This is a genomic window from Pseudomonas koreensis (assembly GCF_024169245.1).
Classification (GTDB): Bacteria; Pseudomonadota; Gammaproteobacteria; order Pseudomonadales; family Pseudomonadaceae; genus Aquipseudomonas; species Aquipseudomonas koreensis_F.
Map to the genome: position 1 here is coordinate 13219 of NZ_JALJWP010000001.1, position 15884 is coordinate 29102.

Here is a 15884-nt window from a genome sequence, read left to right on the forward strand (position 1 = left end):
CCATCCGGGTGGAATTCAAATCCTGGGGTGAGGGAGGAAGGAAGCGGTGTGAGTGCTTTTTCACGACTTGAGTTCGGCGCGGGATGTCAGGTCGGCGAAGCTCGCAGGAACAACTCGGTCAGTCCCCTCTCCCTCCGGGAGAGGGTTGGGGTGAGGGGCTTTTGATTTCAGCGCCCCAGATGCGCCAATAGAAAATCGATAAACACCCGCGATTTCTGCGGCAGATGCGGCGTATCAGGAAACACCAGGCTGATCGGCTGTGACGGCAGCGAGTATTCCGGCAACACGCGCACCAGATGCCCGCAGGCCAAATCGTCTTCAACCATCCACGCCGGCAACACCGACACCCCCAGCGACGACAAGGTCATCGAACGAATCGCCGTCGAGGAATTTGACTGGAATTGACTCGTGCCACTGACCTCGACCCCCTCCCCCACACCATCGCGTAAAACCCACTGCGTCGGCGCCAGCAAATTGCTGTTGGCAATCCACGGTACGGCATTGAGATCCTGCGGCGTTTTTACCGGATGGCGGGCCAGAAACCCTTCAGTCGCCACCAGCACAATGTCATAGTCCGCCAGTTTCCGGCTTTTGAACGCCGAGTCCGGCAGATTGCCCAGGCGAACCACCAGATCCAGCCGTTCGGCAAGCAGATCATTGAGCGAAGAGTTGAAGTCGTAGCACAGGCGGATGTGCGGATAGCGCTCGGCGAACAGCGGAATCAGCGGCAGGATGAATCGCTCGCCGTATTCACTGGTGGAACTGATCCGCAACGTTCCCGAAACGCGCTTTGTGCCGTGCATCACCCTGTCGAAGGCTGTGTCGATATCGGCAACGATGGTTTTGAATTCGTTGTAAAAGCTCTGCCCCGCCTCGGTCAGCGACACAGCACGACTGTTGCGCATCAGCAGAGTTGTAGACAACGCCGCTTCCAGCGTTTTGATGTGCAGGCTGACCATGGCCCGGCTGAGGGTCAGATGGCTCGCAGCCTTGGTGAACGAACCCAGTTCGACGATCGCCAGAAACGTCTGCACCCGATTCAAGTGCGTGTGCAGGGCGCCCTGCGTCACGGTTCAATCCCTTCAAACATTGTGTTCAGCCCCATTGCATCGACGGCCGGAGTCTATCGCCCCTATGCTCGACGACAAAGGGGAAAACAGCATGAGTTACCGCTATAAAGTCGCGTCGGTGTTCCTGCTCGGCTTCTTTATCGACTGCATCAACATCTTCATGTCGGCGGTGGCGCTGCCCAGTCTGTCGGCAACGTTGCACGTCAACAGCTCAGCGGTGGCGTGGGTTGGCAATGCTTACATTCTCGGCCTGACGCTGATCGTTCCGGTGAGCACCTGGCTGGCCGCACGCTTGGGCAGCCGCGAAATTCTGACGGCCTCGATGTTGCTGTTTGCAGCGGCGGTGTGGCTGTGCGGCCAGGCAGACAGCTTCGAGGAACTGGTGATCTGGCGCTTCGTCCAGGGCATCGGCGGCGGCCTGTTGATTCCGGTCGGGCACGCGCTGACGTTCAATCTGTTCCAAGGTGAGCAACGGGCGAAAATATCCACGCTGGTGATGGCCGTCGCACTGATCGCACCGGCGATTTCACCCACCGTGGGCGGCCTCATTGTCGACCTCAGCTCCTGGCGCTGGGTGTTTTACAGCAACATTCCGTTTTCGCTGCTTGCCGCCGCGCTGTCCTGGTTGTGGATCAGGGAAAGCCGACCCGCCGAACTTCAGCGTCCGGATATCCAGGGCCTGTTGCTGGTCAGCTCGGCGCTCGCCAGTCTACTGATGGGGATGTCGCTGTACGGCGGCGACTATCCGCCATGGCCAGCGCTGGGTTTTGTCATTGCGGGGCTGATATTCGTCGCGCTGTATCTGCTGCACTACCGCCGCTGCAACAACCCGATCATCGACTTGAGCCTGCTCAGAAGCAAAAAACTCAGCACGTCGATTTTCATCTATTACGCGATTCCGGGCGTGTTCACCGGGGTCAACCTGATGAGCATTTTCTACCTGCAGAGCACCCTGCACTTCAGCGCCCGGCTGACGGGAATGTTCATGCTCGTCTACGCCATCGGTGCGTTCATTGCGATGACCATTTGCGGACGGGTCTACAACCGGGTCGGCGCCAGGCGCCTGTTCACCCTCGGCATGCTGTTGCACAGCGCCGGCATTGCCACGTTGGTGCTGGTCAGTGCGCCAGGTGATCAGTGGATCATCGTGATCGCTTACAGCCTGATGGGCATCGGTGGCGGCATCGGTGCCAATACCGCGCAGACCACATCGATGATGGATTTCACCGACGGCGACATGCACAAGGCCAGTGTCATCTGGAACATCAATCGCCAGATGTCTTTCAGCCTCGGTGCCGCACTGTTTCTGATGATCTTCAATGTGCTGCTCCAGCAGCTCGACACTACGCAGGCCTATCACGCGACTTTCGCGATCGCAGCGCTGGTCGGTCTGTTACCGCTGTTGCAAATGAATCAACTGCCCCCTGCAAAGGAACGCCCATGACAAAGAATCTGATCGAACTGGCCGAACACAGTATTCACCACATCCACGAGCTGATCCTCCGGGTATTCACCGATGCCGACGGCAATGGCGCCGCGAGCATCGAGCCGTTGATGCAGGCATTTGCTGGAGATTTCAGCATGGTTGGCATCTCGGCGATCCCGTTGAACCGGCCCGAGGTCGAGCAGCTGTTCAGGAGTGCCGTGGGCGCCAAGAAGGGACTCGATATCGAGATCAGCGATGTGCACACGGTTTGGCAGCAGGACGGGACGCTGGCCGTGAGCTACGTAGAAACCCATCGTTTGAACGGCGCTGAACATTCGCGAGTGTCGGTGGCGATCCTGAGCGCGCAGCCAGCCGGGCTGAAGTGGCTGTATTTGCATGAAACGCCACTGAACCGGGAGTCTTGAACCTGTACGCTACGAGTCATTCGGTTTTCCGAACGCGACTCCACAGTCGATTCGGTTAACCGGATCAGATCCTCATAAAATCGCTGTCACAAATCTTTAATAACGTTACAAAACAATAACTTAATCTATGACGCCTGCTCTGGCACGAGTCATGCTCTACACTCTCTCGACGAATGCCTGCTGTGCCAACACTTCAGGAGCCGTCAGGCATTCGAAGCACAAAAAGGGCCGATAAACTGGCTCCATAAAAAAAACAATGTCGAGGAAAATTTGATGCGCATCGTTCCCCATATCCTGGGCGCAGCCATTGCTGCCGCTCTGATCAGCACGCCAGTTTTCGCCGCCGAGCTCACCGGCACCCTGAAGAAGATCAAAGAGTCCGGTGTCATCACCCTGGGCCACCGTGACGCCTCCATTCCGTTCTCCTACATCGCTGATGCTTCCGGCAAGCCGGTCGGCTACTCGCACGATATCCAGCTGGCCATCGTCGAAGCGATCAAGAAAGACCTCGACCTGCCGAACCTGCAAGTCAAATACAACCTCGTTACCTCGCAAACCCGTATCCCGCTGGTGCAGAACGGCACCGTGGACGTCGAGTGCGGTTCGACCACCAACAACGTCGAGCGTCAGCAGCAGGTCGACTTCTCCGTCGGCATCTTCGAAATCGGTACCCGTCTTCTGTCCAAGAAAGACTCCAAGTACAAGGATTTCGACGATCTGAAAGGCAAGAACGTCGTGACCACCGCCGGCACCACCTCCGAGCGCATCCTCAAGGCGATGAACGCTGACAAGCAGATGGGCATGAACGTCATCTCCGCCAAAGACCACGGCGAGTCGTTCCAGATGCTGGAATCGGGCCGTGCCGTTGCGTTCATGATGGACGACGCCCTGCTCGCCGGCGAAGCCGCCAAGGCCAAGAAAGCCGCCGATTGGGAAGTGACCGGCACGCCACAGTCGTACGAAATCTACGGCTGCATGATGCGCAAAGGCGATGCGCCGTTCAAAAAGGCTGTGGATGACGCCATCGTCGCCACCTACAAATCGGGCGAAATCAACAAGATCTACGAGAAGTGGTTCATGCAGCCGATTCCGCCAAAAGGCCTGAACCTGAACTTCCCGATGAGCGACGAGCTCAAGAACCTGATCGCCAATCCGACCGACAAAGCGGCTGACGACAAGAAGTCCTGATTTTCTGACTAACCTTATCCCCTGAGGAGGCGCCTGCCTTTTCAGGGGATGGTCACTCCCTGCTGGCATTTTTCTGGAAACACTCGAACCGGTGGCTGTCGAGCCGATCGCGTGTGCCCGGTCTTTGAAAAAAGACTGGGGAGGGAACGGAGTTCCCCAGGCGGGCACTTGTACATCGATCGAATCGAGGGGAGACCCTAATGAATTACAACTGGGACTGGGGCGTGTTCTTCAAGTCCACCGGCGTGGGCAGCGAGACATATCTCGACTGGTTCATCTCCGGTCTGGGCTGGACCATCGCCATCGCCGTCGTGGCGTGGATCATCGCCCTGCTGCTTGGCTCGCTGCTGGGCATCATGCGCACCGTACCGAACCGCATCGTATCGGGCATTGCGACCTGCTACGTCGAGCTGTTCCGTAACGTGCCGCTGCTGGTGCAGCTGTTCATCTGGTACTTCCTGGTGCCCGATCTGCTGCCGCCGGATCTGCAGGAGTGGTACAAGCAGGACCTCAACCCGACCACTTCGGCCTACCTGAGCGTTGTCGTTTGCCTCGGTCTGTTCACCGCCGCCCGTGTCTGCGAGCAAGTGCGCACCGGTATCCAGGCGCTGCCCCGTGGCCAGGAATCCGCCGCCCGCGCGATGGGTTTCAAACTGCCGCAAATCTACTGGAACGTGCTGCTGCCCCAGGCCTACCGGATCATCATTCCGCCGCTCACCTCGGAATTCCTCAACGTGTTCAAGAACTCCTCCGTGGCGTCCTTGATCGGTCTGATGGAATTGCTGGCGCAGACCAAACAGACCGCCGAGTTCTCGGCCAACCTGTTCGAAGCGTTCACCCTGGCGACGCTGATCTATTTCACCCTCAACATGAGCCTGATGCTGCTGATGCGCCTGGTCGAGAAGAAAGTCGCGGTGCCCGGCCTGATCTCCGTGGGGGGTAAATAATGGAATTCGATTTCAGTGGCATCGTCCCGGCCATTCCCGGCTTGTGGAACGGCATGGTGATGACCCTCAAGCTGATGGCCATGGGCGTGATCGGCGGGATGATTCTCGGCACGATCCTCGCGCTGTGCCGTCTGTCACACAACAAGTTGCTGTCGAGCGTTGCTGGCGCTTACGTCAACTATTTCCGCTCGATTCCGCTGCTGCTGGTGATCACCTGGTTCTACCTGGCGGTGCCGTTCGTGCTGCGCTGGATCACCGGCGAAGACACGCCGATCGGCGCGTTCACCTCCTGCGTCGTGGCGTTCATGATGTTCGAAGCGGCGTACTTCTGCGAGATCGTCCGTGCCGGTGTGCAGTCGATTTCCAAAGGCCAGATGGGTGCTGCGCAAGCACTGGGCATGAACTACGGGCAGATGATGCGCCTGATCATCCTGCCGCAGGCGTTCCGCAAGATGACCCCGCTGTTGCTGCAGCAGAGCATCATCCTGTTCCAGGACACCTCGCTGGTCTACACCGTAGGCCTGGTGGACTTCCTCAACGCCTCGCGCGCCAGCGGCGACATCATCGGCCGCTCCAATGAGTTCCTGATTTTCGCCGGTCTCGTGTACTTCATCATCAGCTTCGCCGCCTCGCGGCTGGTCAAGCGTCTGCAGAAAAGGTTCGCCGTATGATCTCTATCAAAAACATCAACAAGTGGTATGGGGACTTCCAGGTGCTGACTGATTGCAGCACCGAGGTCAAGAAAGGCGAAGTGATCGTGGTCTGCGGCCCGTCGGGTTCCGGCAAGTCGACGCTGATCAAGTGCGTCAACGCCCTGGAGCCGTTCCAGAAAGGCGACGTGGTGGTTGACGGCACATCGATCGCCGACCCGAAGACCAACCTGCCGAAACTGCGTTCGCGCGTGGGCATGGTGTTCCAGCATTTCGAGCTGTTCCCGCACCTGACCATCACCGAAAACCTGACCATCGCGCAGATCAAGGTGCTTGGCCGCAGCAAGGAAGAGGCGACCAAAAAGGGTCTGCAGCTGCTTGAGCGCGTCGGCCTGTCGGCGCACGCCCACAAGCATCCGGGGCAACTGTCCGGTGGTCAGCAACAGCGTGTGGCGATTGCCCGTGCGTTGGCGATGGACCCGATCGTCATGCTGTTCGACGAACCGACCTCGGCGCTCGACCCGGAAATGGTCAACGAAGTACTCGACGTGATGGTGCAACTGGCTCACGAAGGCATGACCATGATGTGCGTGACCCACGAAATGGGCTTCGCCCGTAAAGTGGCCGACCGGGTGATCTTCATGGACCAGGGCAAGATCATCGAAGACTGCCCGAAAGAGGAATTCTTCGGCGACATCAGCGCCCGCTCCGAACGCGCGCAGCACTTCCTCGAGAAAATCCTGCAGCACTAACAACCACCACAATACCTGTGGGAGTGAGCTTGCTCGCGAAGGCGTTTTCTCCATCAACAGTGATGTTGAATGTACCGGCCCCTTCGCGAGCAAGCTCGCTCCCACATGGAAAGTGGTGAGCCTGCAAGTGTTGTGGTTGACCCAAGGCATCTGTGATGAAATGCGACCCCACTCTTTATCGCGCTGCAAAGCCATCACTTGCCGTGAAGCCCCGTCTGATCCGCCATCTGTTCCTGCCGCCACTGATCATCGCCCTGATGGTCGGACTGGGTTTCATCGGCTTCTGGACCAGTGAACACTTCGGCATCCGCAGCCTCGGCGAGAACGGCCAGCGTCAGCTGGAACTGCACGCCCGCGCGGTCGAAAGCGAGATCAGCAAATACACCTACCTGCCCAGCCTGCTGGAACTCGAAACCAGTGTGCCGCAGTTGCTGGCCGACCCGACCCCGGAGCACCGGCAGACGGTCAACGATTACCTCGAGGGCCTGAACCGCCGCAGCCGCAGTCGGGCCATCTACGTGATGGACACCACCGGCCGGGTCATGGCCACCAGCAACTGGCGCGATGTCGACAGTTACCTGGGTGAAGACCTGTCCTTTCGCGCCTATTTCAAGGACGCCGTGCGCGGCCAGCCCGGGCGTTTCTACGGCATCGGCAGCACCAATGGCGAACCCGGTTACTACCTCGCCCATGGCCTCGAAGAGCACGGCAAGATCATCGGTGTCGCGGTGGTCAAAGTGCGTCTGGAAGCCATGGAAGAACGCTGGCAACGGGCGCGTCTGGAAGCGTTCGTCAGCGATGAGAACGGCATCATCATTCTTTCCAGCGACCCGGCCAGGCGGCTGAAATCGGTGATCCCGCTGAGCGACGAGATAAAGGAAAAACTCGCGCGCAGCCTGCAGTACTACTGGTTCCCGCTCAACGAACTGCAACCGCTGGCCCGCGAGACACTGGCCGAAGGTGTGGAAAAACTGACCTTCCCGGCCAACAGCGAATTGCAGCCCGACGAAGACGACATCAGTTACCTGGCGCAAACCCGGCTGCTGAGCGACACGCCGTGGAATTTCACCTTGCTCACGCCGTTGCAGGATCTGCGCCGCGAAGCGATCAACCAAGGCATTCTGGTGGCGGTGGCGTTTGCCCTGTTTGCCTTCCTGCTGATTGCCTGGAACGAGCGGCGCAAAGTCCTCGCCACCCGCCTCGCCGCGCGCGAAGCGTTGCAGGAAGCCAACAGCCAATTGGAGCGTCGGATTACCGAACGCACCGCCGACTTGCGCGCCAGCAACGAACGGCTGAAGAGTCAGATCCGCGAGCGTCGCCAGGCCGAAGAGACCTTGCGCCGCGCCCAGGATGAACTGGTGCAGGCCGGCAAACTCGCCGCCATCGGGCAGATGTCGACGAGCATCGCCCATGAATTGAACCAGCCGCTGGCCGCCATGCGCACGCTGTCGGGCAACACCGTGCGCTTTCTCGAGCGCGGCCAGCTCGACGTCGCCAGCACCAACCTCAAGACCATCAACGACCTGATCGACCGCATGGGCCGGATCACCGCCAGCCTGCGTTCGTTTGCCCGGCGCGGCGACAACAAGGGTCAGGCCAGTCTCGGCAAAGCCGTCGACGCCGCGTTGCAAGTGCTCGGCGCGCGCCTGGAACACACCGAGCTGCAGATTCATCGGCAGTTTGCCGACGTGCAGGTGCAGATCGATCAGACCCGCCTCGAACAGATCCTCGTCAACCTGATCGGCAACGCCCTCGACGCCATGCATGCGCAACCGCAGCCGCAACTGTGGCTGGAGGGTGAAGAGTTCAACGGCAAGTATCGCCTGCGGGTGCGCGACAACGGCCACGGCATCGACGCTGAAGCGCGCAAGCATCTGTTCGAACCGTTCTTCACCACCAAACCTGGCGAGCAAGGCCTGGGGCTGGGTCTGACCCTGTCCGCCAGCCTCGCCGCGGCCACTGGCGGGCACCTGGGTGTCGAACACCCGGCCGGCGGTGGCACCACTTTCGTCCTCAGTTTACCGTTGGTAAGCCCTCTTCCTGCCGAGCCAATATGAACCCCGAACTCAGTGTGCTGATTGTCGAAGACGATCCCCATGTACTGCTCGGCTGCCAACAGGCGCTGACCCTCGAAGACATTCCGTGCATCGGCGTCGGCAGTGCCGAAGAAGCGCTGGCGCAGGTCGGCGACAACTTCGCCGGCATCGTCATCAGCGACATCCGCCTGCCGGGCATCGATGGCCTGGAATTGCTCACCCGCCTCAAGCAACGCGATCGCAGCCTGCCGGTGGTGCTGATCACCGGCCACGGCGACATCTCCATGGCCGTCGGCGCCATGCAGAAAGGCGCCTATGACTTCATGGAGAAACCGTTCTCGCCGGAGCGTCTGGTCGATGTCGCGCGGCGTGCGCTGGAGCAACGCAGCCTCGCCCGTGAGGTGTCGTCATTGCGTCGGCAACTGGCTGAACGCGATTCGCTGGAAGGGCGGATCATCGGTCGCTCGCCGGCAATGCAGAACCTGCGCGAACTGATCGCCAACGTCGCCGACACCTCGGCCAACGTCTTGATCGAAGGCGAGACCGGCACCGGCAAGGAACTGGTCGCCCGCTGCCTGCACGATTTCAGTCGGCGCCACAGCAAACAGTTCGTCGCGCTGAACTGCGGCGGTCTGCCGGAAAACCTTTTTGAAAGCGAGATTTTCGGCCACGAAGCCAACGCCTTCACCGGCGCCGGCAAACGCCGCATCGGCAAGATCGAACACGCCGACGGCGGCACGCTGTTCCTCGACGAAGTGGAAAGCATGCCGCTGCCGTTGCAGATCAAACTGCTGCGCGTATTGCAGGAACGCACGCTCGAACGCCTCGGTTCGAACCAGAGCGTGGCGGTGGATTGCCGGGTGATCGCGGCAACCAAATCCGACCTCGACGAATCGAGCAAGGCCGGCGAGTTTCGCAGCGACTTGTACTACCGCCTCAACGTCGTGACCCTGGAATTGCCACCACTGCGCGAACGCCGCGAAGACATCCTGCAACTGTTCGAGCACTTCACCCAGCAATCGGCATTGCGCTTCGACCGCGCGCTGCCGGAGCTGGACAACCAGACCCTGTCGAACCTGATGAGCCACGACTGGCCGGGCAACGTGCGCGAACTGCGCAACGTCGCCGAACGCTTCGCCCTCGGCCTGCCGGCCTTCAAGAAATCCGGGGCCAGCGCCGGTCAGGGTCTGGCATTTGCCGAAGCGGTGGAAGCCTTCGAGCGCAACCTGCTGGTCGACGCCTTGCAACGCAGCGGCGGCAACCTGACCCAGGCCAGCCAGGAACTCGGCATGGCCAAGACCACGCTGTTCGACAAAGTCAAAAAGTACGGGCTGAGCCACTGATGGATCTGATTCTCAAAGCCGCTATCGGCGCCGCAGTGGTGCTGATCCTCGCTGCGCTGTCGAAGACCAGAAACTACTACATCGCCGGCCTGGTACCGCTGTTTCCGACCTTTGCCCTGATTGCGCATTACATCGTCGGCAAGGGCCGCTCGGTCGACGACCTGAAGACCACGATCGTGTTTGGCATGTGGTCGATCATTCCGTACTTCATCTATCTGGCGACGTTGTATGTGATGGTCGACCGCATGCGTCTGGAAGCATCGCTGGCCGTGGCGGCGGTGGCGTGGTTGATGGCGGCGACGGTGCTGGTCACGGTCTGGGTGCGGCTGCACAGTTAAGATCAGAGGCTACCCTCATCGGAACGACGCCCGCCCAGCCCTCTCCCGGAGGGAGAGGGGGCCGACCGCAGGGTGCTTCAAATTACATCGACCTGAGAAACCGAGTCGATTATGGATTCGATGAAAAAGCGAGTCGATTATGGATGCGTAACTTGAACGCATTCACCGAACTCATAATCGACCCGGTCATTCAGGTCGGCGGATAGCGCAAGACACCTCGGTAAGTCCCCTCTCCCTCCGGGAGAGGGTCAGGGTGAGGGGCTCTTGATCTTCAGCAGCTAAAGCAGATTCCCCTGCGCCACCGGTTCAACCTGCGCCCAATGCGAAGTGTCCTCGCGATGCGCCTGCAAATACGGCAGCACCGCCGCCAGCAACGGCTCCTTGAACGCCTCTTGAAAGCGATGCGCCAATCCCGGAATCAGTTTCAGCTGACTGCCCTGAATGTGCGCCGCCAGGTGCACACCGTGCATCACCGGCAGCAGCGGATCCGCTGTGCCATGCACCACCAGGGTCGGCACGCGCAACTGATTGAGCAAGGCGACACGGCTAGGCTCGGCAAGGATCGCCATGATCTGCCGCTTCACGCCTTCGGGGTTGAACGCACGGTCATAGGACGCCGCCGCCTGCTGCAACAGCGCCTGTCGGTCATCGCTGACTGCCGGACTGCCCAACGCGGCCAGCAAATCCGCCTGCTGTTCCAGCGCTACTTGACGATTGGGCGCACCACGCCGCGACAGCAACTGCACCAGCGCCGCACTCGGTGCCGGCAAGCCTTCGGCGCCCGAGGTGGTCATGATCAGCGTAAGGCTCTCGATCCGCTGCGGGGCCATTGCCGCCATGTGCTGAGCAATCATCCCGCCCATGCTCGCACCCAGCACATGGAATTGCTCGACGTGCAACGCGTCCATCAGACCCAGCGCGTCGTCAGCCATGTCGGTCAGGCTATACGGTGCAGAAACGGGCAGGCCGAGCTTGTAGCGCAGCACTTCGAACGTCAGGTTGGCCTCCACCGGTGTCTGCCGCCAGGTCGACAGACCGACGTCCCGATTGTCATAGCGAATCACCCGAAAGCCCTGCTGACACAGCGCAACCACCACTTCGTCGGGCCAGTGAATCAACTGCCCGCCCAGGCCCATCACCAGCAACAGGGCCGGATCCTGAGCGCGACCGATGCTTTGATAGGCAATGCTCACCTGTTGCAGATCGACCCGTTCGGTCGGCACATTGACGTCGCAACGCGCGGCTGCCGAAACCGCCGGGCCCAACAAAAGCGCGGCCAGCACGGCCGCGATTGATAAAAATTGCTTGAACATGAAAAACACCGAAACGCAGAACCCCAGTAGAGCGCGAGTCTGATGAAGTTTGTTCAATCGCGCTGCCACACTTGCGTGACAGTTTGATGAAGAGTGCCGAGCGGTCACCCTCAGGGAATTCACGCGGTGAGTCAGAGGATGTCGACAGCCCGGTCAACATGAGACAAACTCAACCACCCTGCGATTGTCACAAGTTTTCTTCATGGAGCCAGCCGGTGCTTGAAATCCGTCACCTGAAAACCCTGCATGCCCTGCGCGAAGCCGACAGTCTGGTCGATGCCGCTGACCGCCTGCATCTGACGCAGTCAGCCCTGTCGCATCAATTCAAAGAACTTGAAGAGCGCATGGGCATGCAACTGTTCGTGCGCAAGACCAAACCGGTGCGGTTCACCAGCGCCGGTTTGCGCCTGCTGCAACTGGCTGACGCCACCCTGCCCTTGCTGCGTGCCGCCGAGCGCGATATCAGTCGTCTGGCCGGTGGCACCGCCGGGCGTTTGCACATGGCCATCGAATGCCACAGTTGCTTCCAGTGGCTGATGCCGACCATCGACCAATTCCGCGATGCGTGGCCGGAGGTCGAGCTGGATCTCGCCTCGGGCTTTGCCTTCGCCCCGCTGCCAGCCCTGGCGCGTGGAGATCTGGATCTGGTGGTGACTTCCGACCCGCTGGAGATTGCCGGCATCACTTACGTGCCGCTGTTCACTTACGAAGCCATGCTCGCGGTCGCCAATCAGCATGCACTGGCGAGCAAGCCGTACATCGTCCCGGAAGACTTGTTGACCGAAACGCTGATCACCTACCCGGTGGAACGCGACCGCCTCGACATTTTCACGCGTTTTCTGGAACCGGCCGACATCGAGCCGGCGCAAGTGCGCACCTCGGAACTGACGGTGATGATGATGCAACTGGTCGCCAGCGGACGTGGCGTCTGCGGCATGCCGCACTGGGCGCTGCACGAATACAGTTCGCGCGGTTATGTGAAGGGTAAACGGCTTGGGGAAAAAGGCTTGTTCGCGACGCTGTATGCAGCGATTCGCACCGACATGCTCGATGCACCGTACATGCGTGATTTTCTGCTGACGGCCAAAGACACCTCGTTCTCGACCCTGGACGGTGTCAGCGCGGTTCGCTGAACGCCAAAATCAAAAGATCGCAGCCTTCGGCAGCTCCTACATCAACCGTGTAGGAGCTGCCGAAGGCTGCGATCTTTTGATCTTCATGCCGGATGGACTTCACGCCACATGTGGATCTTGTCGAAATAATCTTCGCCGACCCGCACCGCGAGTGGTTCAAGGCCGAACTGGACGAAGCCACAGCGCTGATAGAGGTTGAAAGCAGCGTCATTGCCGGCGGTAACAGTGAGCTGGATGACTTTCAGTTCGCGATGATTTTGCGTTTCGGCAATGGCTGCTTGCACCAGTTCATGACCCAAACCGTGCTGACGAAAATCGGCTGATACGTACATCCCGAACAGCGTTGCCTTGTGCCGGGCTTTCTCGCGCGGTTCGAAGGCCAGGCCAACAATGCCGGCGAGCGTGCTGCCGTCGAAGGCACCGAGCACCACATCGAGCTTGCTGGTCAGGCGGCCCTCCCACCAGCTCAAGGGCATTACCGCGCGTTCGCGCACGCTGGAGGTGAACGCCTGCGGATGCCGGTCGTAGGCTTCGAGCATCAGCTCGCGGTAAGCCAGGGCATGACTGGCATCCAGCCGTTCGATCCACACCTCAGGCGGTCCGCCGCTGTTCAAGCATCAACCGCACCGCGAGGCCGCCAAGGACCAGGCCCATGAAATAGCGCTGCAACGCCAGCCAGGTCGGGTTACGCACAAACCACGAAGCGATGGCCGCCGCGAACAGCGCGATCAGCAAATTGACGCAGAAACTGACGCTGATCTGGGTCAGGCCGAGCACGATGCTTTGGGTGAACACCGAGCCGTGTTCAGGGGTGATGAATTGCGGAAATACCGAGAGGTAGAACACGGCGATTTTCGGGTTCAGCGCGCTGGTGAGAAAGCCCATGGTGATCAGCTTGCGTGACGAGTCGGCCGGCAATTGCTGCGCTTCGAACGGCGAGCGCGCGCCGGGTTTCACCGCTTGCCAGGCCAGCCACAACAGGTACAGCGCACCGGCCCATTTCAGCACTTCATAAGCCATCGGCACGGCGAGGAACACTGCGGTCAAACCGGCCGCCGCCGCAAACAGATGCACAAAGAACCCCGCCACCACGCCGAGCAACGACGTGATCCCGGCCTTGCGTCCCTGACAGATCGAGCGCGAGATGAGATAGATCATGTTGGGCCCCGGTGTCAGCACCATCAGCAGTGCAGCGGCGGCAAACATCAGCAGGTCTGGCAGCGGGATCATGGCAAAGTCCTTTGCGAGGATGATCAGGCGAGTGCGGTCAGTGAACGGCGATAAAACGGCAGGATGTGCTCGCGTGTCAATGGTGCCAGTTCAAGCGCCGGATCAGTGGCCGGATCGACCCAGATGACCTCCTCGATTTCGGCTGCGGGCATAACGTCAGCGTCGATCATCAGTTGAAAAATGTCGGCATGCACGACGAACCCCGGCTCGTTGGCGGCAGGTGCCGAGAACTGGCCGAGAAAGGAGGCCTGCGCCGGATTGATCTGAAGCCCCAATTCCTCTTCCAGCTCTCGGGCAAGGGCGTGGATCGGCAGCTCATGGGCTTCGATCTTGCCGCCCGGTTGCATGAACGCCGTGGTGCCACGCTTGCGCACCAGCAAGGTCTGGCCTTGGGCGTTGAGCAGCAGCGCGGCGGCGATATGGATGAGGTGTGTCGGAGCAACAGATACGGAAGTCACGGAGCAGTCACCAGCCTGAAAAACCGCAAGGATCCCATGCCCGCGTCTATGCCGTCACCTCGCCGGTCATTCCTCCACAGCCTTGAGCTCGGCTTCAACCTCCTCCGGTACCTTGACGAAAATCTTGTACTTGCCGCCTTCCATCGCTTCGAACGCGATCAGTTTTTCCACCAGCAGCGCACTGAGAACCTTGCCGGCGTTAAGCAGCAGCATGCCGTTATCAGCATTGAGATTGCGCGCCAGAATCATTCCCGCCGCCAGGTCCCGGGTGGACAGCACCTTGACCGACGGGTCGGCCAGCGTGACGTCGCTGAGGAATGCCGCACAGACCTGAATGAAATCTTCGACCAGATCAGGATCGTACAAACGCCCGGCGTACTGGCGCAGGTAAAGCAATGCTTCGTCGCTGTTCATCTGTCGCTCGAGAATCAGACCGCGCTGCAACTCGACGAAATCCACTGCCAGTTTCAGCAGACGCGAACCGAATGGAATGCCCTCGCCCTTGAGCCGGTCGGGAAACCCGCTGCCGTCCCAGCGCTCCTGATGGTGCAGGATCAGACGCGCCGCGTCCTTCATCGGATCCAGCGTCATGAGCAACGATTCGCTCTGCTTCGGATAATCGCGATAACGCTCGCGCTCGGTATGGCGCAGCAGATCCGAAGGCGTGGTCATCATCGCGTCGGTCCAGCTCAGCTTGCCGATGTTGTACAACGCCGCAGCCATGGCCAGGTCGCGACTGCTGGCTTCGTCCAGGCCATGCTGTTTGCAGTAGCTGCGCACCAGTTCGATGATCTGCCGGTTGGTCTGTTTGGCAGGCGGCAAACGCAGATTGGCCAGCAGCGAAAACACTTCGGTGCCAGTGACATAGCTGTGCTTGAGCTCTTCGTACGCCAGATCGAGCATGTCGGCGGTCTGCTGCAGCTCGGCGGTGCGCGCCGCCACATGTTTTTCCAGGGTGATGTTGAGCTGCTTGAGCTGGTCGTTCTGCATCCGCGTCAAGTGCTCCAGCCGCTCGCGCTCCTGCTCGGAATGCTGGTGTTCGAGAGACTGACGCAGGATCAGCAGCAATTCCTCGTCATTCCACGGCTTGCTGATGTAACGGTGAATCTGCCCGTCGTTAATGGCTTTGATGATCGCCGACGGATCGGCATAGCCGGTAAGCATGATCCGCGCAGTCTGCGGATAGCGCTGACGAACATGGGCCAGTAACGAAGCGCCGTCCATGCCCGGCATGCGCGCATCGCTCATCACCAGATTCACCGGCTGCTGCGCAAGGATGTCCAGCGCCTGGGCGCCGCTGGTGGCCAGCAGAACGTCGTAGGGTTGGCCGCGCAACAGACGGCGCAGGCTGTTGAGGATCGATTCCTCGTCATCAACCAACAGCACCGTGGGTCGATGCCCCGGCATCGGGGCGGATTGCTCTTCCATGGCATGGCCTCAAAACGAAAACAGGGTTAACGGCACACCGAACAAACACCTCGCAAGTCCGTGCCTGTGTCCAAGGCTAGATGATTTCTGCCTGATTTCACGCAAATCTTCCTGCGGGCCTGAAAGCGTAGTACCGAGTAGACGACT

The 15884-nt window shown here is 60.1% G+C and carries 16 protein-coding genes; 10 read left to right on the forward strand and 6 right to left on the reverse strand.

Going from position 1 to position 15884, the window contains the following annotated elements; genetic code table 11:
• Nucleotides 1-167: 167 nt before the first annotated feature.
• Entirely contained in the window at nucleotides 168-1055 is an 888-nt protein-coding gene (locus J2Y90_RS00065; protein ID WP_253505007.1) for a LysR family transcriptional regulator, read from the reverse strand.
• Between the two features lie 106 nt (nucleotides 1056-1161).
• Here J2Y90_RS00065 and J2Y90_RS00070 point away from each other — a divergent pair, with 106 nt between their 5' ends.
• The 9 genes from J2Y90_RS00070 to J2Y90_RS00110 all read left to right on the forward strand — a co-directional run bounded on the left by J2Y90_RS00070 (nucleotide 1162) and on the right by J2Y90_RS00110 (nucleotide 10175).
• Nucleotides 1162-2514, forward strand: coding sequence for an MFS transporter (locus J2Y90_RS00070; protein WP_253495517.1), 1353 nt, complete (start codon nucleotides 1162-1164; stop codon nucleotides 2512-2514).
• Entirely contained in the window at nucleotides 2511-2921 is a 411-nt protein-coding gene (locus J2Y90_RS00075; RefSeq protein WP_253495520.1) for a DUF4440 domain-containing protein, read from the forward strand. Before J2Y90_RS00070 ends, J2Y90_RS00075 begins: the two co-directional genes overlap by 4 nt.
• Nucleotides 2922-3194: 273 nt before the next feature.
• Complete coding sequence (locus tag J2Y90_RS00080) at nucleotides 3195-4109, forward strand: glutamate/aspartate ABC transporter substrate-binding protein (RefSeq protein ID WP_253495523.1); 915 nt, start codon at nucleotides 3195-3197, stop codon at nucleotides 4107-4109.
• A 200-nt stretch (nucleotides 4110-4309) separates the two neighbouring features.
• On the forward strand, nucleotides 4310-5056 hold the full coding sequence (locus tag J2Y90_RS00085; protein WP_056790046.1) for an amino acid ABC transporter permease: 747 nt from the start codon (nucleotides 4310-4312) through the stop codon (nucleotides 5054-5056).
• Nucleotides 5056-5727 (forward strand): amino acid ABC transporter permease, encoded by a 672-nt coding sequence (locus J2Y90_RS00090; RefSeq protein WP_253495526.1) that lies wholly within the window; start codon nucleotides 5056-5058, stop codon nucleotides 5725-5727. Before J2Y90_RS00085 ends, J2Y90_RS00090 begins: the two co-directional genes overlap by 1 nt.
• Complete coding sequence (locus J2Y90_RS00095; RefSeq protein ID WP_016773390.1) at nucleotides 5724-6458, forward strand: amino acid ABC transporter ATP-binding protein; 735 nt, start codon at nucleotides 5724-5726, stop codon at nucleotides 6456-6458. The genes J2Y90_RS00090 and J2Y90_RS00095 overlap by 4 nt, the downstream gene beginning before the upstream one ends.
• Nucleotides 6459-6613: 155 nt before the next feature.
• Complete coding sequence (locus J2Y90_RS00100; protein WP_253495529.1) at nucleotides 6614-8515, forward strand: sensor histidine kinase; 1902 nt, start codon at nucleotides 6614-6616, stop codon at nucleotides 8513-8515.
• Nucleotides 8512-9837 carry a sigma-54-dependent transcriptional regulator gene (locus tag J2Y90_RS00105; protein ID WP_024014166.1) on the forward strand — a complete coding sequence of 442 codons (1326 nt, stop codon included), beginning with the start codon at nucleotides 8512-8514 and terminating at the stop codon, nucleotides 9835-9837. Before J2Y90_RS00100 ends, J2Y90_RS00105 begins: the two co-directional genes overlap by 4 nt.
• Nucleotides 9838-9845: 8 nt before the next feature.
• Nucleotides 9846-10175, forward strand: a complete 330-nt coding sequence (locus J2Y90_RS00110) for a GlpM family protein (protein ID WP_172667875.1) — start codon at nucleotides 9846-9848, stop codon at nucleotides 10173-10175.
• A gap of 278 nt (nucleotides 10176-10453) precedes the next feature.
• Here J2Y90_RS00110 and J2Y90_RS00115 read toward each other — a convergent pair whose 3' ends face one another.
• A complete protein-coding gene (locus tag J2Y90_RS00115) occupies nucleotides 10454-11488 on the reverse strand; it encodes an alpha/beta fold hydrolase (RefSeq protein WP_253495532.1) in 1035 nt (344 codons plus the stop codon).
• A 215-nt stretch (nucleotides 11489-11703) separates the two neighbouring features.
• On the opposite strand from J2Y90_RS00115, the gene metR reads away from it, so the two are divergent.
• Nucleotides 11704-12621: a transcriptional regulator MetR gene (gene metR / locus J2Y90_RS00120; protein ID WP_253495535.1), complete on the forward strand. Its 918-nt coding sequence runs from the start codon at nucleotides 11704-11706 to the stop codon at nucleotides 12619-12621.
• 83 nt (nucleotides 12622-12704) lie between these two features.
• On the opposite strand, the gene J2Y90_RS00125 is transcribed toward metR, so the two are convergent.
• The 4 genes from J2Y90_RS00125 to J2Y90_RS00140 all read right to left on the reverse strand — a co-directional run bounded on the left by J2Y90_RS00125 (nucleotide 12705) and on the right by J2Y90_RS00140 (nucleotide 15737).
• On the reverse strand, nucleotides 12705-13211 hold the full coding sequence (locus tag J2Y90_RS00125) for a GNAT family N-acetyltransferase (protein ID WP_253495539.1): 507 nt from the start codon (nucleotides 13209-13211) through the stop codon (nucleotides 12705-12707).
• Between the two features lies 1 nt (nucleotide 13212).
• A complete protein-coding gene (locus tag J2Y90_RS00130) occupies nucleotides 13213-13851 on the reverse strand; it encodes a LysE family translocator (RefSeq protein ID WP_253495542.1) in 639 nt (212 codons plus the stop codon).
• Between the two features lie 23 nt (nucleotides 13852-13874).
• Nucleotides 13875-14309, reverse strand: a complete 435-nt coding sequence (locus J2Y90_RS00135; protein ID WP_253495545.1) for an NUDIX hydrolase — start codon at nucleotides 14307-14309, stop codon at nucleotides 13875-13877.
• Nucleotides 14310-14375: 66 nt separating this feature from the next.
• Nucleotides 14376-15737, reverse strand: a complete 1362-nt coding sequence (locus tag J2Y90_RS00140; protein ID WP_253495548.1) for an HD domain-containing phosphohydrolase — start codon at nucleotides 15735-15737, stop codon at nucleotides 14376-14378.
• Nucleotides 15738-15884 lie beyond the last annotated feature (147 nt).

Coding starts and splice junctions, on each gene's coding strand:
- J2Y90_RS00075 (WP_253495520.1), top strand. CDS start 2,511: ATGACAAAGAATCTGATCGAACTGGCCGAACACAGTATTCACCACATC.
- J2Y90_RS00085 (WP_056790046.1), top strand. CDS start 4,310: ATGAATTACAACTGGGACTGGGGCGTGTTCTTCAAGTCCACCGGCGTG.
- J2Y90_RS00070 (WP_253495517.1), top strand. CDS start 1,162: ATGAGTTACCGCTATAAAGTCGCGTCGGTGTTCCTGCTCGGCTTCTTT.
- J2Y90_RS00105 (WP_024014166.1), top strand. CDS start 8,512: ATGAACCCCGAACTCAGTGTGCTGATTGTCGAAGACGATCCCCATGTA.
- J2Y90_RS00090 (WP_253495526.1), top strand. CDS start 5,056: ATGGAATTCGATTTCAGTGGCATCGTCCCGGCCATTCCCGGCTTGTGG.
- J2Y90_RS00130 (WP_253495542.1), bottom strand. CDS start 13,851: ATGATCCCGCTGCCAGACCTGCTGATGTTTGCCGCCGCTGCACTGCTG.
- J2Y90_RS00140 (WP_253495548.1), bottom strand. CDS start 15,737: ATGGAAGAGCAATCCGCCCCGATGCCGGGGCATCGACCCACGGTGCTG.
- J2Y90_RS00095 (WP_016773390.1), top strand. CDS start 5,724: ATGATCTCTATCAAAAACATCAACAAGTGGTATGGGGACTTCCAGGTG.
- J2Y90_RS00080 (WP_253495523.1), top strand. CDS start 3,195: ATGCGCATCGTTCCCCATATCCTGGGCGCAGCCATTGCTGCCGCTCTG.
- J2Y90_RS00115 (WP_253495532.1), bottom strand. CDS start 11,488: ATGTTCAAGCAATTTTTATCAATCGCGGCCGTGCTGGCCGCGCTTTTG.
- J2Y90_RS00100 (WP_253495529.1), top strand. CDS start 6,614: ATGAAATGCGACCCCACTCTTTATCGCGCTGCAAAGCCATCACTTGCC.